We start from the raw sequence: 13,196 nt of genomic DNA, 5'->3' as shown, positions 1-13,196 counted from the left end.
AATACTGGTATCCTAAGTCAGTCGACTACTGAATCTACCGTAGCCCGTTTATTTCCCCATCCACTTCTTAAATTCTGTAGCGCGTTCGCGGCTGACCAAAACCTCGTCGTCGGCAGCGGGTTTGAGGGTCAGTTTGAGCTTGTTGTTAAAGTACGGATGAATCTGCTGGACAGTGTTGATATGTACGATAAACTGCCGGTTAGCCCGGAAAAACTGCGATGGATCGAGCATGTTTTCGAGTTCATCGAGCGGGTAATCCAGCGAGAATTTCTGATTGGTCGTCGTCCGGAACAGGCTTACCCCTTCTTCCGAATAAAAATAGGCAATGTCGCTGACCTCTACGGGTACCCACTGTTGCAGATGCTTTACCAGAAACCGACGTCGGTAATCGCTGGGCTGAATCTGCTGGCGGAGTTGCTGCACCAGCGCGTCAATATCAACCGTACCGAGGTGATTGTTTTTTGTCTCACCCGACTCAGTAGTCGTTCCGCCTTTCGTTCGGCGGTACTTGGTCAGGCTGGCTTCCAGTTCATGCCGTTTGATGGGCTTCAGGAGGTAATCTATACTATTGACTTTGAATGCCTTAAGTGCATATTCGTCGTAGGAAGTCGTAAAAATAACGGGCGCACTGACGGTGGTCTGTTCGAAAATCTCGAAGCTTTGCCCATCAGCCAGTTCAATATCCATCAGAATCAGATCGGGAGCCAGCGGTTGACCAGGGCCATTGGCATTGAGCCAGGCCACCGACGACCGAACACTGGCTTCGGTGCCCACGATCGTAATGGTTGGGTCTACGTCCTGCAATAATTTGGTGAGTTTGCGAACGGCTAATTCCTCGTCTTCAATCAGCAGTACGTTCATGGGGCAAAAAAGTTAAGGTGATTGCGTGTTTTGGAGACTAAAAATACAAGACGAACTGCTGAATCTGCAACTGGCATGGGTATTAAACCAGCAAATCGTTGTTCGAAACGGTACGAACCTGTTATGAACCGTCAGCGCTGGCGAATCAATGGTAAGGTCACGGTAAAAAAATGATCATCGTCCTGCACGTTAATATCGCCTTCGCCCAGTAATCGGTATTGGGTAGCAATGTTCGATAAACCGACCTGATGCGACACAACCCGACCACTCCGTCGCTGTATGTTATTGCAAATCACCAGCTGCGCATCGGGTCGGGTTTCGATACGAATATGGAGTGGCTGTTCGGGCAATATGCTGTTGTGTTTTACGGCATTTTCGAGCAACAGTTGCAACGTGAGGGGTGGTAACAGGTGGTCATCAAATCGGTTATCAACCGTATGTTCTAACTCAATATGATCGCCATAACGTGTACGGAGCAAGTGGAAATACGACCGGGCAAACTGCATCTCTGCCGACAGAGGCACTAACTGCGATTCATTACTACGGAGCAGATACCGATATACGCTACTCATTTCTTCGACAAACAACTCGGCTTTTTCGGCATCTTCTTCAACCAGCGAGGAAAGTGTATTCAGGCTATTGAATAGAAAGTGCGGGTTGATCTGACTTTTCAGGCTTTCAAACTTACGCTGCAAGTTGGCCTTTTTGAGTTGCTCCGTTTCGATAATTGTCTTCTCCCATTCCTCAAACGCATTGATACTCTCGTAGATAAACGACACAATCAACACAGTTACGATCACAAACAACAGCCCATAGCCTAGCCGTTCGAGTTGAGGTTGATAGTTGGGCAATCCTACCTGGCCGAAGCACCACCAGGCCGCCGTTGTGAACAAACTGGAATTGAGTGCCAGTAGTACTAAATTGGGAATAAACCGCCGAACAAACTGTCGGTTGTTCGGAAAGATCCGGTGCGACTGCAGCGTAATTAAATTGTTGATATACCAGTGCGGGTAAATAAACACCAACATAATCAGCGATGTCACCACAAAAACGCGCCAGTCGGACCAGTACTGACTCCCCAAAAGCAGGCTGTTTTCGATCGATATGAAAACAGGCAGTACAATCCACTGCATGGTAATATCCTGTTTTGTGTAGTGAGGTAGTTTCAAGACACAACGGGTTTAGCAATCAGTGAGTAAACATCGACCTGTTCTTTCGGGGCAATGGCTAGTCGAACGGTAAAGAAATGGCCATCGTCGTCGATGACTGGTCGGGCTAATCCAAACGACTCAAAACGAATAGCCAGCGTTGCCAGACCTCCCCCCTGCTGCTGCACATTGACAGCCATCTTTTTCCGTAGAATCGTATTACGCACAATCAGCATTCCATCGTCTGTTGTGTACATACAAATCCGTAAGGGCTGCTCGACCAGTAAACTATTATGACGCAATGCATTTTCAACGAGTGTCTGCAACGTCAGCGACGGAAGCAGGCAATCCTGATACTGTTCATGTATGTCAATTTCCCAGCATAGTGTGGAGGGGCCATCACTCCGACTGAAGCGTGTATCGAGCAGATACCGATAGGCAGTCAGAAAATCCAGTTCATCCGACAAGGTTACCAGCGGACGTTGCCCAGCCTGAAGGATGTACCGATAGACACTGGCCAGCTCATCGATAAATAAACCGGCTTGTTTTTTATCGTCGGCAATGAGCGCCGACAGGGAGTTCAGCGCATTAAACAGAAAATGCGGATTTACCTGATTTTTCAGACTGTCGTACTGACTCTGTAGACCGGCTTTTTTTACGGCTTCGGCTTCTTCAACCGCCTGTCGATACCGTTGCAGGTAATAGGTCACTTCGTAAAAACCACCCACCATCAGAATTGACGCAAAGCCAATAGCCAGATAGATCAGGTAAACCTGCCCCGTTATCTGAACCAACGCCAGATGTGTAGCGTCGGTAAGGTAAACGAAGCCTAATTGGGATACGGTCGTTATGGCTCCTAAACCCACCAACGTAAACAAGACCCGTCGACGGGTTTGCTCAATGGCTTCGTAGCGTTTACGGACCAGTAAAAGCCAACGCACCTGAATTTCCCAGACAATAGCGACATAGACCATACCGAAGATCGCCCAACTGAGGTACACTACCGGATCGTAGTTGTACTCTTTGAGGTAGACCAGGTTGGCCAGAAGAATCGAAATGGGAATAGCTACCCAGCGTATCCACTTGTCGTTCAGTCGTTCCAAGAATGGTAAGGTTGCTTCGTGCAATATAGAACAAACACCGTAAAATTCCTCAGATCGTATTCATATACTACTCAGGCTTTTATCGACCGACTTTCACCCTACTGTCCACTTTTTTCAGCCTGAATAAAATCGGCCAATAACAGTTGGAAGGTTGCTTTCATCAGTTCAACCCTTAATCCTGACGTTTCGGTTAACCATCTGTTTAGTAGCGAATTGGACCGCTATACCTTTGTATTGTTCTTTTTTAACCGCTACGGCGAATCATAAACAACAAATAACTTCTGAAAGTCATGAAAACAATTGCCACAACACTCCTTGCTGCTGTACTGTTGAGTACGTCAGCTTTTGCAACGCACGTACCACACTTGCCGAAGTATCCGGTATCAGTTGGGCCAACAGCGATTACCAATTCGTACAAAGTAGCCATTTACCCTTCAGCAATGCCATCGAAAGTAAATGTGATGGTTGAACGGGAACCCGGCAAGGCGATGGAAATTTCGTTAGTAGATTCGGATGGATTTACCCTGGCAACTAAGTATATCAGTAAAAAAGAAGGTAGCGTTCATGTAAAATTCGATCTGGCCGAATTGAACGATGGTACCTATCAAATCCAGGTTGTTTCGGGTAACGACAAAAGTGTTCATGCCATGAGCATCAACACGAAAGCCGTTCAGCCTTCACGCACCATTGCTGTTAAATAATACATGCAGCGATGAAATTTTAAGAAATGAAAAAAGGCCGTTTCACAATGGCCTTTTTTCATTTCAGCCAACCAGAATACCGCTTCAGCCGAAACCGCACTGGTTTATAGGCTTATACCCAGCAGTTTTGCTTCGGTCTTTATGGCCACGATCCTCTTTAAACAGACAAATACAATGAAAAAAGCTCTCAAAATTATTGGCCTTATCCTTGGCTGCATTGTTCTGGCGCTGCTTGGTTTCGGCGCGTATGTATCCGTGGTAGGGGTACCTTCCTACGATCCGCCTACCATTCCTAAAATCACCGTTGAAAGCACACCCGCCCGCGTAGCGCGTGGCGAAGTGATTGCTCAGATCCAATGCATGTCGTGCCATGCTAATAAGGACAACCGCCTGACCGGTAAGCACCTGGCCGAAGTACCAGCCATTTTTGGCAAACTCTACTCCAAAAACATTACGCAGGACAAGGAGAAGGGAATTGGCAACTGGACCGATGGTGAACTAATGTATTTCCTGCGCACGGGTGTTCGGCGCGACGGCTCATACGCACCCGTTATGCCCCAGTACCCGAACATGGCCGACGAAGACCTGAAATCGGTGATTGCCTGGCTTCGCTCCGATCGTTTCCCGGTACAACCATCGAAAGAAGAAGCTCCCAGTTCCGAGTTTACTCTGTTTTCGAAAGTACTGGCGCATACCATCATGAAGCCACTTCCGTATACGGGTCAGGTAGTAGCTTTTCCCGATAGCGCAAACCCGATTGCTTTGGGCCGCTACACAGCCGACGCCATTGGCGACTGCTACGCCTGCCACTCCGGCGATCTGATCGACCAGGACAAAGTAAATCCTCAAAAAACCAAGGGGTATTACGGTGGTGGTATTGAAATGGTTGGCGAAGGCGGCAAAAAAGTGATCACCGCGAACTTGACCTTCGACGAACAAACGGGTATCGGTCGCCGGTATACGAAAGAACAGTTCATTCGTGCGGTAAAATCTGGCGTTCGTCCCGATGGTAGTATCCTCAAATACCCGATGGAGCCGAAAATGGTCTTGTCGGATCGGGAAGTCGGAGCTATTTATGAATACCTCAAAACGGTACCGAAAATTAACCACGACATCGCTCAGAAAAACGCTGAACTCCAACTGGCAGAAAAATAACGCAGGATGTTGGCAGAAAGCCGTGCCACGGTTCTTTATTTCATCTGGTTAAACCGTGGCACGGCTTTCTGCCAACATCCTGTAATACAGTACGACGAATGATGTCGATGAATGGCTATCGCCGGAATTACCTGCGAAAGTCAGATCGTGCATCATTCGTCGTAGTCTGTAAATTTCTATTTTTAACCTCTATTTAATGTAGACTTTCTTTTCAGGAACGCATGAAACAATGGTATACTTTCGACCGCTATGACATTCTGGTCATACTGTTGAGCTATCCAGCCGTTTTCATTGCGAACTACCTCGTTCTGGGAATCCGCTATTTCGATGATCCAGCCGTATTCATACCTGTAACTGCTGGCGTAACAGCTCTGTATATGCTGTTTGCCTGGTTCATGGACACCTGGATGAAATACATGCGTTACCGCTACACAGAACTCGACCAGGCCATTCGGCGCATCGTTTATTGCCTGCTATTCTACGTCATTGTCACGGCCCTCTTCGTTTGTCTGATTTTCCTGCTATACGGCTGGTTCAAGGTTCCTGGCTACCGATACGACCCCATCATTTTTCGCTGGACGTTGCTTATCGGCTTCATCTCCAATCTCATTTCGATCGGCGTTTTCGAGTCCATTTATTCGTACCAGAAGTGGAAAGAAAGTGTAAAGCGGGAGTATGAGCTAAAGCAGTTGCATGTACAGCGACAACTGGACACGCTTAAGCAGCAGGTCAATCCACATTTTCTGTTCAATAGCCTGAATTCGCTGGTTTCACTAATTGGCGAAAATCCGGTTCAGGCCGAGCGATTTGCCGAAGAACTTAGCTCCGTTTATCGGTATATTCTCCGCGCCAGTGAACAGAACCTGACCGATTTAACGACGGAGATGGCCTTCGTGGATTCCTATTATCACTTATTGAAAACCCGGCATGGGTCCGGGCTGATTTTGACCATTGCCGTCGACAAGCGGTACGCAACTTGGCAGCTTCCGCCCTTAACGTTACAGTTGCTGCTCGAAAATGCCGTAAAGCACAACATCGTATTAGCAGACCAGCCGCTAACGATTAGCATTGAAACGGATGATCGCGCCTTTCTGACGGTTCGAAATACATTACAGAAAAAACAGGCGCGGGTGTTATCCAATGGAATTGGTTTGAGCAACATACTGGCGAAGTATCAGATGCTGGGCCAACTGCAGCCAACGGTGCAGGAAGAAAACGGACAATTTGTGGTCAGATTGCCGCTTATTAAAGCCGCTTCATAGGTCGCTTTCGACAATCCAGCCCGATCAGCGCCAGTTCAACCACGGCTTTTTCCGTTTCAACCGGATCACCATTCCGCGTCGCATCAGAGGCTGATACTTTTGCTTCAGTTAAACAACAAATCACCGCACGAGCGGCCTCTTTCATGAAACCAACATCGACAGTCCAAACGCTGGCTTTACCAGCCCGCACTACCCTTACCCCAACAGTAGTCGCCCTGAAACTACTCATCTCATTTATGATGGCCAGCCTGTTTCTGCTGACCAGTTGCAAAAAAGAAACCGAAATCAACCCAACTGGTTCGCTGACAGCCAGTGCCGGTCCCGATCAATCCGTACAGGTTGGCCAAACGGTTACCCTCGACGGTTCAGCTTCTAACGACAGCCAGGGCAAACCCTTATCGTACCAGTGGACAATCGTACGCAAACCTGCCAAAAGTACGATTACGCTGAGCGATGCAGCTTCCTTTAAACCAACCTTCAAACCCGACGAAGTAGGTGAATACGAACTGGAACTGGCGGTTACGAGTGCGAATGGCAAAAGTACCGATAAAGTAATCGTTGTGGCATCTGTAGCCGAACCACTGGCCATTACAGCTAACATTACGGTCAAAACTACCCTGATCGACCGCGTTCTGAACCCCGACCTGCCCGATTATATCGTCACCAAAAGCATCGACGTCAACAACGAGCTGACCATCAATCCGGGTGTAGTTATTGCATTCGAGCGCGATGTACGGATGAACGTGAACGATAACGGTGGTCTGTTGATCGCTAAAGGAACAGCCGAGAACAAAATAAAATTTGTGGGCGTACAGAAAACCAAGGGATATTGGATTGGTATTTCGCTGTACTCAGGCAGCAACGCCAATACCATGGAGTACGTGGAAATGATGCACGCCGGTAGCCGTACCGTCTACAGCACAACCAAAGCAGCCCTGTTCCTATCGGGTGGTAGCCGTGCTCAGATTGCGCTGAAAAACTGCCTTTTCTCGCAAAACGATGGCTTTGGTATCTATGTACTGGATGGCGGTATTCTCCGGGAGTTCGCCCAGAATAGCTTTACCAACAACACCGAAGCAGGTATCCTGCTGAATGCCGAGAACGTAGCCAAACTGGATGCAGCCTCAACCTTCACGGGTGGCAACGGTCGCAACATTATCGAAATCACGCAGTCGGGTATCAAAGGCACAGCCGAAGTAGCCTGGAATGGTTTCAATGACAAAACGCCCTATCGGATCAGCGGTGACTTTTCGGTCGACGCAGGCTGGAAAATAGCCCCTGGCGTTACCATCGAAATGAATCGTGATGCTGTCATTCGGATCAACACCGCCGGGTACATTTCGGCTAAAGGCACAACGACGAACAAAATCGTTTTCGCAGGAGCCGACCGCACAACTCCCTCCTGGAAAGGTATTATCTGCTACTCGCAGGACAGCAAAAATGAGCTGGACTATACGGAAGTTAGCAACGCTGGCAGCACTGTGATCGTATCGGCTAAGAAAGCCAGCATCGCGATCTACGGCACCAAAGCCCTGATGTCGATTAAGAATACAAAAATCAGTGGTAGCGGTGGTTATGGCGTGTTTGTCAGCTACGGAGCATCGGCCAATACCGATCTCAACACGGCTAACACCTTCGAAGCCAACGCCCAGACCAACGTATTGATCGAGAAATAATAGATGCCCTTTAGTGAGTAGGCTTCGCCGTCATTCTTAGTCATTTAGTGGTTGCTTAATGACCCAATGACGATCAATGACAGCGAAGCCTACTGACTACGAACGACATTTTCCATTATGACCTTCCAGATTTGGGGCGCGGTTTTTATAGGCATGGTGTTATCGATCATGTTGATGAACATAGTCCAGTGGACTACGTATCGGGATCGGAACTATGGTCTATATACGTTATACATGCTGGCCTGGCTTTTTTACTTTGGCCTGCGTGTGTATGCCTTCCGCGATTGGTTCTCGGTGGAAACCAATTATTTCGTTCGGGCTGTTGCCCCGATGGGTGCCTACTACATTTACTTTGACTTTATCGACTCCATTCTCGATCTGCGTCATCGGCTACCCAGCTTTTACCGCCAGCTTCAACGAATTAAAATCGGGATTGTCGTTTATATTGGCATTCATCTTTTGCTCTGTTACGGTCCATCGTTGTGGAATCCGACACTCTACGAAGTTACGTTTATAGCCATGCGTTTGGCGATGGCTATTCTGGGTGTTTATGGAATTCAGCAGATGCTATCGTTGTGTGACCCGGTATCACGACTGTACGCCATCGGAACTGTTTTTTTACTGGTTGGCGGGCTCACATCAATGTTTCTGTCGATGATCCGGCCGAATGAAGACTGGGCCGGGCCGTTCTGGATGGTATCGCTGACGTATATGCAGATTGGTATTATTGCTGAGCTAGTTTGTTTCTCGTTGGGGCTTAGCTACCGCCAACGCCGGGCCGCCGTCCGAAATGCAGTGATCGAACAGGAGCTGATGCACGAGCGCGAAAAACACCACCGCGATCAACTGGAAGCAGAACTGGTGATGCAGCGTCTGGAACAGGAAAAAACAGAGGTACATATCCGGGCTTTACAGGCGCAGATCAACCCGCATTTCCTGTTTAATAGCCTCAACTCACTTAGTGCCCTGATTGACGATAATACACAGCAGGCCAATATTTTTCTGGATGAGCTCAGTTCAGTGTATCGGTATATGCTACGGGCCAACGATCAGATTTTGATCCCTTTAGCATCTGAACTGGCGTTTATCCGCTCATATTGCCATTTATTACAGACTCGACATGGTCATGCACTCCGGGTAGAATGGGCAGTTGCGCCGTCGTTATTGGCTCTTCAACTTCCACCACTTACATTGCAGTTGCTGGTCGAAAATGCCGTCAAGCATAATGTGATTTTGACCGACTGTCCGCTCACCATTGCCATTTCGACCAATGATCAAAATCAGCTTCAGGTCCGGAATAATGTGCAGCGAAAAACCGTACGTGTAGCCTCCAACGGAGTAGGATTGGCTAATATATGGTCAAAATACCAGATATTAAATCAACCCATTCCAACCATTCAGGAAGACAAGGGTCTATTTGTTGTCACACTCCCCCTCATTGAGAAGGAGTGCCAAGTATAAATTGTAAAATTCCTCGTTTTTACACCAGTTACATTTATGAATATTTGACAAATCGTTGATATGCCACAAATTAGCGATTTGATTACAGCTAAAGAGTAACAATTAAACGTATGAAAAGAAACCCCTCTTTTACCATTGTCGGTGGGGGCATTGCAGGTCTAACCACCGCTATTGCGCTTAACCGACAAAATATCCCCACCACTGTTTTCGAAGCCGCTCCCACTATCCAACCCGTAGGTGCCGGACTAGCCCTGGCGGCCAATGCCATTAAAGCATTTCAGCGCCTGGGAATTGCCAATGACGTTATCCGGGCAGGTCGCCAGCTTGATGCCTTTACAATTTTGGATGAACAGGGAGCAGCAATTACCCGTACCGACAGCCGAATTATTAGCCAACGCTACGGCATCAACAATTTTACGATTCATCGGGCGGATCTACACAAAGTTCTCTTAGCACAACTCCCAGCCGACAGCATTCACTTGGGCAAACGAACTGTACACATCAATCATCAACCAGACGGAATAACAATCTATTTCGACGATGGCACCAGCCATAAAACCGATTATCTATTAGTAGCCGATGGCATTCGTTCGCCAATTCGCCAGCAGTTGAAACCGGGTTTTTTACCACGCTATGCGGGCTACACCTGCTGGCGGGCAGTTATAAACGTACCAGGCAATAAACTTCAGGAAGCAACCGAAACCTGGGGAACTCAGGGGCGTGTTGGGGTAGTCCCTTTGGCCAACGATCAGGTATATTGGTTCGCCTGCGTAAATGCTCCCGCCCGATCGGACGAGATGCGGGAAATGACGAGCCAGAAACTGGCTAATCGTTTCGCCCGTTACCACGCTCCTATTCCCGAATTAATTGCCCAAACGCCTACCGAATCATTGATCTGGAATGACATTGTCGACCTGAAGCCCTTGGATAGCTATGTTTTCGGACGTGCCGTTCTGCTTGGCGATGCTGCTCATGCCACAACACCCAATATGGGTCAGGGGGCTTGTCAGGCGATTGAAGATGCAGTCATTCTGGCCGATGAGTTAGCCAGAAATCAAACGCCGGAAGCCGCCTTTGCTGCTTTTGATTACAGGCGATTAGATCGAACGCATTACATTACGAATACGTCCTGGCGAATTGGGCAGCTGGCGCAAACAAGTAGCCCCGTGCTGGCTTTTCTTCGGAATGGATTGTTTCGGCATTTACCGGCCAGCCTCAATCAGCGTCGGTTAGAAATGCTGTATGCTGTAGACTTTTAAAGGATACGAATGGGATGCAGTAGCAGCGCCAACAATGTTTGTTATATCATCAAAAAACTTACATTATCTTTACTGAAAACGCTCGAACTGCTCCACGTTGAATACGATCAATGATAAATGGCTACGTGTTGTTGGTATTACGCTAATACTGGCATTCAGTGTTACGGGTAATGGCTTCCATAAGCAGCCGCTGACTGGTGAAATTCTGCTCCGAATTTTCATTAGCCTTGTTTCCATTACTGTTACCTGGCACGTCATTCGGGCAATCGTATTCTATTTCCGCCAGAAGTACTTTTCCCGGAAAGATATTTGGAAACGGCTTATCCTGACGTTTTTGGTGGGAAGTGTAGCCACTACGGTAAGTCTTTGGGTGACCGGTGCCATTCGGTACTGGTTCGTGCATGGCACCTTGTTGGGCTATCGCTCTACCGGTCATACGGCTAGTATTACAATCAATAAAGCGACCATTGCCCTCAATTTGTATGGGTTCGATTTTGTGCAGGCGGCTATCAATTTTATCTTCTTTCAAACGATTTACGAAACCCTGTTTTTCGCCCGTGATTCAGCGCTCTACCAGAAAAAGCTAAGACTGGCCGAACAGGAGCAGGAAAAACTACGCACAGCCAGTTTACAAAGGCAGCTCGATGCCCTCAAGCAACAGGTAAATCCGCACTTTCTGTTTAATAGTCTAAATGTTCTGGACGCCCTCATTGAGGATGATCCTAAACAGGCACGGGTCTTTCTGGAAGAACTCAGTACGGTTTACCGCTACTTGCTCCGCGCCAACGACCAGCACTTGACCGAACTAGGCTCCGAATTGGACTTTATTCAATCGTACTATCATTTGTTAAAAACCCGGCATGGTTCAGGTTTGACGCTGAATGTGGCTATTGACGATCGCTACCAAACGTACCGCCTTCCTCCCTTAACGCTTCAATTACTGGTCGAAAATGCCGTCAAGCACAACATTGTCCTTCCCGACCAACCACTCAGCATCGACATTCTGACCGACGGCCAATCGTCCTTACAGGTTCGAAATAACGTGCAGCGAAAAACCGTGCGTGTAGCTTCCAACGGCATTGGTCTAACCAATATTCTGACCAAATACCAGATGCTAAACCAGCCAAAGCCTGTCATTCAGGAAACAGATGGGCAGTTTGTGGTTACGCTGCCGCTGATTGAGAATAGTAAGTAGAGAATAGACGATTCAAATTCCATAACTGGGTGGTCGAAAGCCAACCTTCCCGCCCAATTTTGTGTTTATAGAGTTGATTACGAATCTATTTATTCCCACCCAACATGGACTTTATCGATTATTACAGCGTACTAGGCGTCCCGAAAACGGCGTCGGACGAAGACATTAAGAAAGCCTACCGGAAGCTGGCCCGGAAACACCATCCCGACCTAAATCCGAACGATGCGGAGGCTAATAAAAAGTTTCAGCAATTGAATGAAGCCAACGAAGTACTGAGCGATCCTGAAAAACGGAAGAAATACGATCAGTATGGTAAAGACTGGCAGCATGCTGAACAGTTCGAACAAGCCCGGCATGGAGATGCCCGCCAACAGCAACAACAATACCGTCAGCAGTACACCCAGGGCACCACAGGCGATTACGATTTTTCGGATGGCTTCGGTGGCGCTGGCTTCTCCGATTTCTTTTCGTCGCTGTTCGGCCAGGATGCCGGAGCAACGGGCGGTCGTCGTTCGCAATTTAAAGGGCAGGATTATCAGGCCGACCTGCATCTGAATTTGCAGGAAGCGTACACCACGCATAAGCAGACAATGACAGTGAATGGTAAAGCCATTCGCATAACCGTACCCGCCGGTATTGAGAACGGTCAGAAGATCAAACTGGCTGGTTATGGCGCACCGGGTGTAAACGGTGGCCCCAACGGCGATTTGTATATTACGTTCGTCATTGAAGACGACCCTCGCTATAAACGTAAGGGCAATGATCTGTATATCGACGAAGAAATCGACCTGTATACGGCCCTATTGGGCGGAGAGCGAGTTGTCGATACAATGGGCGGCAAGGTCAAGTTACCGGTGAAGCCAGAGACCCAGAATGGCACAAAAGTTCGGCTGAAAGGCAAAGGTTTCCCTGTATATAAGCAGGAGGGCAACTTTGGTGATCTGTATATTACCTGGCAGGTGAAACTACCTACCAACCTGACCGATCAGCAGAAAGAGCTATTCCGCCAGTTATCAACCCTTTAACATCTTGACGTATGCAAACCCAGCACCTGATTTCCGTCCTTGAATTCTGCACCCATCACCGCGTTGAAGTCACGTTTGTGGAAACTCTGGCCGATAATGGGCTGATTGAAATAACAACCGTTGAACAGACCACGTATGTGCAGCCCGAGCAACTGGGCCGGCTGGAAAAATTTGTCCGGCTACATCAGGACCTGGCCATTCATGCTGATGATCTGGATGTGGTAAACGACCTTCTGGAGCGCGTGGAAAGCCTTCAGTACGAACTTAGGCAAGTGCGTAACCGACTGATTTTTTACGAATCAGGCCAGCGATAAAAATAAATCACCAGGTATAAAATGGTCAGATCTTTC

At 48.0% G+C, this 13,196-nt stretch carries 13 protein-coding genes; 9 read left to right on the top strand and 4 right to left on the bottom strand.

Translation table 11 applies throughout. From position 1 onward, the window contains the following. Window positions 1-48 precede the first annotated feature (48 nt). The 3 genes from ACYVFD_RS23050 to ACYVFD_RS23040 form a co-directional block, all read right to left on the bottom strand. Entirely contained in the window at window positions 49-861 is an 813-nt protein-coding gene (locus tag ACYVFD_RS23050) for a LytR/AlgR family response regulator transcription factor (protein ID WP_461092866.1), read from the bottom strand. 131 nt (window positions 862-992) lie between these two features. After that, complete coding sequence (locus tag ACYVFD_RS23045; protein ID WP_461092865.1) at window positions 993-2,030, bottom strand: sensor histidine kinase; 1,038 nt, start codon at window positions 2,028-2,030, stop codon at window positions 993-995. After that, on the bottom strand, window positions 2,027-3,112 hold the full coding sequence (locus ACYVFD_RS23040) for a sensor histidine kinase (protein ID WP_461092864.1): 1,086 nt from the start codon (window positions 3,110-3,112) through the stop codon (window positions 2,027-2,029). The genes ACYVFD_RS23045 and ACYVFD_RS23040 overlap by 4 nt, the downstream gene beginning before the upstream one ends. A 290-nt stretch (window positions 3,113-3,402) precedes the next feature. Here ACYVFD_RS23040 and ACYVFD_RS23035 point away from each other — a divergent pair, with 290 nt between their 5' ends. The 3 genes from ACYVFD_RS23035 (at window position 3,403) to ACYVFD_RS23025 (ending at window position 6,230) form a co-directional block, all read left to right on the top strand. Beyond that, entirely contained in the window at window positions 3,403-3,813 is a 411-nt protein-coding gene (locus ACYVFD_RS23035) for a T9SS type A sorting domain-containing protein (RefSeq protein ID WP_461092863.1), read from the top strand. A 174-nt stretch (window positions 3,814-3,987) separates the two neighbouring features. Beyond that, complete coding sequence (locus ACYVFD_RS23030) at window positions 3,988-4,968, top strand: c-type cytochrome (protein WP_461092862.1); 981 nt, start codon at window positions 3,988-3,990, stop codon at window positions 4,966-4,968. Between the two features lie 221 nt (window positions 4,969-5,189). Continuing rightward, on the top strand, window positions 5,190-6,230 hold the full coding sequence (locus ACYVFD_RS23025; protein ID WP_461092861.1) for a sensor histidine kinase: 1,041 nt from the start codon (window positions 5,190-5,192) through the stop codon (window positions 6,228-6,230). Here the strand turns inward: ACYVFD_RS23025 and ACYVFD_RS23020 are convergent. Next, window positions 6,214-6,375 (bottom strand): hypothetical protein, encoded by a 162-nt coding sequence (locus ACYVFD_RS23020; protein WP_461092860.1) that lies wholly within the window; start codon window positions 6,373-6,375, stop codon window positions 6,214-6,216. The two genes, ACYVFD_RS23025 and ACYVFD_RS23020, sit on opposite strands and share 17 nt — an antisense overlap. Between ACYVFD_RS23020 and ACYVFD_RS23015 the strand changes: the two genes are divergently transcribed. From ACYVFD_RS23015 to ACYVFD_RS22990, 6 genes are all read left to right on the top strand, one after another. After that, window positions 6,374-7,906 carry a PKD domain-containing protein gene (locus ACYVFD_RS23015; RefSeq protein WP_461092859.1) on the top strand — a complete coding sequence of 511 codons (1,533 nt, stop codon included), beginning with the start codon at window positions 6,374-6,376 and terminating at the stop codon, window positions 7,904-7,906. The two genes, ACYVFD_RS23020 and ACYVFD_RS23015, sit on opposite strands and share 2 nt — an antisense overlap. 117 nt (window positions 7,907-8,023) lie before the next feature. Then, window positions 8,024-9,367 (top strand): sensor histidine kinase, encoded by a 1,344-nt coding sequence (locus ACYVFD_RS23010; protein ID WP_461092858.1) that lies wholly within the window; start codon window positions 8,024-8,026, stop codon window positions 9,365-9,367. A 110-nt stretch (window positions 9,368-9,477) separates the two neighbouring features. Beyond that, window positions 9,478-10,626 carry an FAD-dependent monooxygenase gene (locus ACYVFD_RS23005; RefSeq protein ID WP_461092857.1) on the top strand — a complete coding sequence of 383 codons (1,149 nt, stop codon included), beginning with the start codon at window positions 9,478-9,480 and terminating at the stop codon, window positions 10,624-10,626. A gap of 97 nt (window positions 10,627-10,723) precedes the next feature. After that, the gene (locus tag ACYVFD_RS23000) at window positions 10,724-11,821 is read left to right on the top strand and encodes a sensor histidine kinase (RefSeq protein WP_461092856.1); all 1,098 of its coding nucleotides are present in this window, start codon (window positions 10,724-10,726) and stop codon (window positions 11,819-11,821) included. 104 nt (window positions 11,822-11,925) lie between these two features. Further along, a complete protein-coding gene (locus tag ACYVFD_RS22995) occupies window positions 11,926-12,846 on the top strand; it encodes a DnaJ C-terminal domain-containing protein (protein WP_461092855.1) in 921 nt (306 codons plus the stop codon). Window positions 12,847-12,857: 11 nt separating this feature from the next. Then, window positions 12,858-13,160: a chaperone modulator CbpM gene (locus tag ACYVFD_RS22990; protein WP_461092854.1), complete on the top strand. Its 303-nt coding sequence runs from the start codon at window positions 12,858-12,860 to the stop codon at window positions 13,158-13,160. Window positions 13,161-13,196 lie beyond the last annotated feature (36 nt).

Source organism: Spirosoma gilvum (genome assembly GCF_054776815.1).
This window is presented reverse-complemented; position numbering and strand designations above follow the sequence as displayed.

Coding starts and splice junctions, on each gene's coding strand:
- ACYVFD_RS22990 (WP_461092854.1), top strand. CDS start 12,858: ATGCAAACCCAGCACCTGATTTCCGTCCTTGAATTCTGCACCCATCAC.
- ACYVFD_RS23050 (WP_461092866.1), bottom strand. CDS start 861: ATGAACGTACTGCTGATTGAAGACGAGGAATTAGCCGTTCGCAAACTC.
- ACYVFD_RS23010 (WP_461092858.1), top strand. CDS start 8,024: ATGACCTTCCAGATTTGGGGCGCGGTTTTTATAGGCATGGTGTTATCG.
- ACYVFD_RS23030 (WP_461092862.1), top strand. CDS start 3,988: ATGAAAAAAGCTCTCAAAATTATTGGCCTTATCCTTGGCTGCATTGTT.
- ACYVFD_RS23015 (WP_461092859.1), top strand. CDS start 6,374: ATGAAACCAACATCGACAGTCCAAACGCTGGCTTTACCAGCCCGCACT.
- ACYVFD_RS23005 (WP_461092857.1), top strand. CDS start 9,478: ATGAAAAGAAACCCCTCTTTTACCATTGTCGGTGGGGGCATTGCAGGT.
- ACYVFD_RS23025 (WP_461092861.1), top strand. CDS start 5,190: ATGAAACAATGGTATACTTTCGACCGCTATGACATTCTGGTCATACTG.
- ACYVFD_RS23020 (WP_461092860.1), bottom strand. CDS start 6,375: ATGAAAGAGGCCGCTCGTGCGGTGATTTGTTGTTTAACTGAAGCAAAA.
- ACYVFD_RS23035 (WP_461092863.1), top strand. CDS start 3,403: ATGAAAACAATTGCCACAACACTCCTTGCTGCTGTACTGTTGAGTACG.
- ACYVFD_RS22995 (WP_461092855.1), top strand. CDS start 11,926: ATGGACTTTATCGATTATTACAGCGTACTAGGCGTCCCGAAAACGGCG.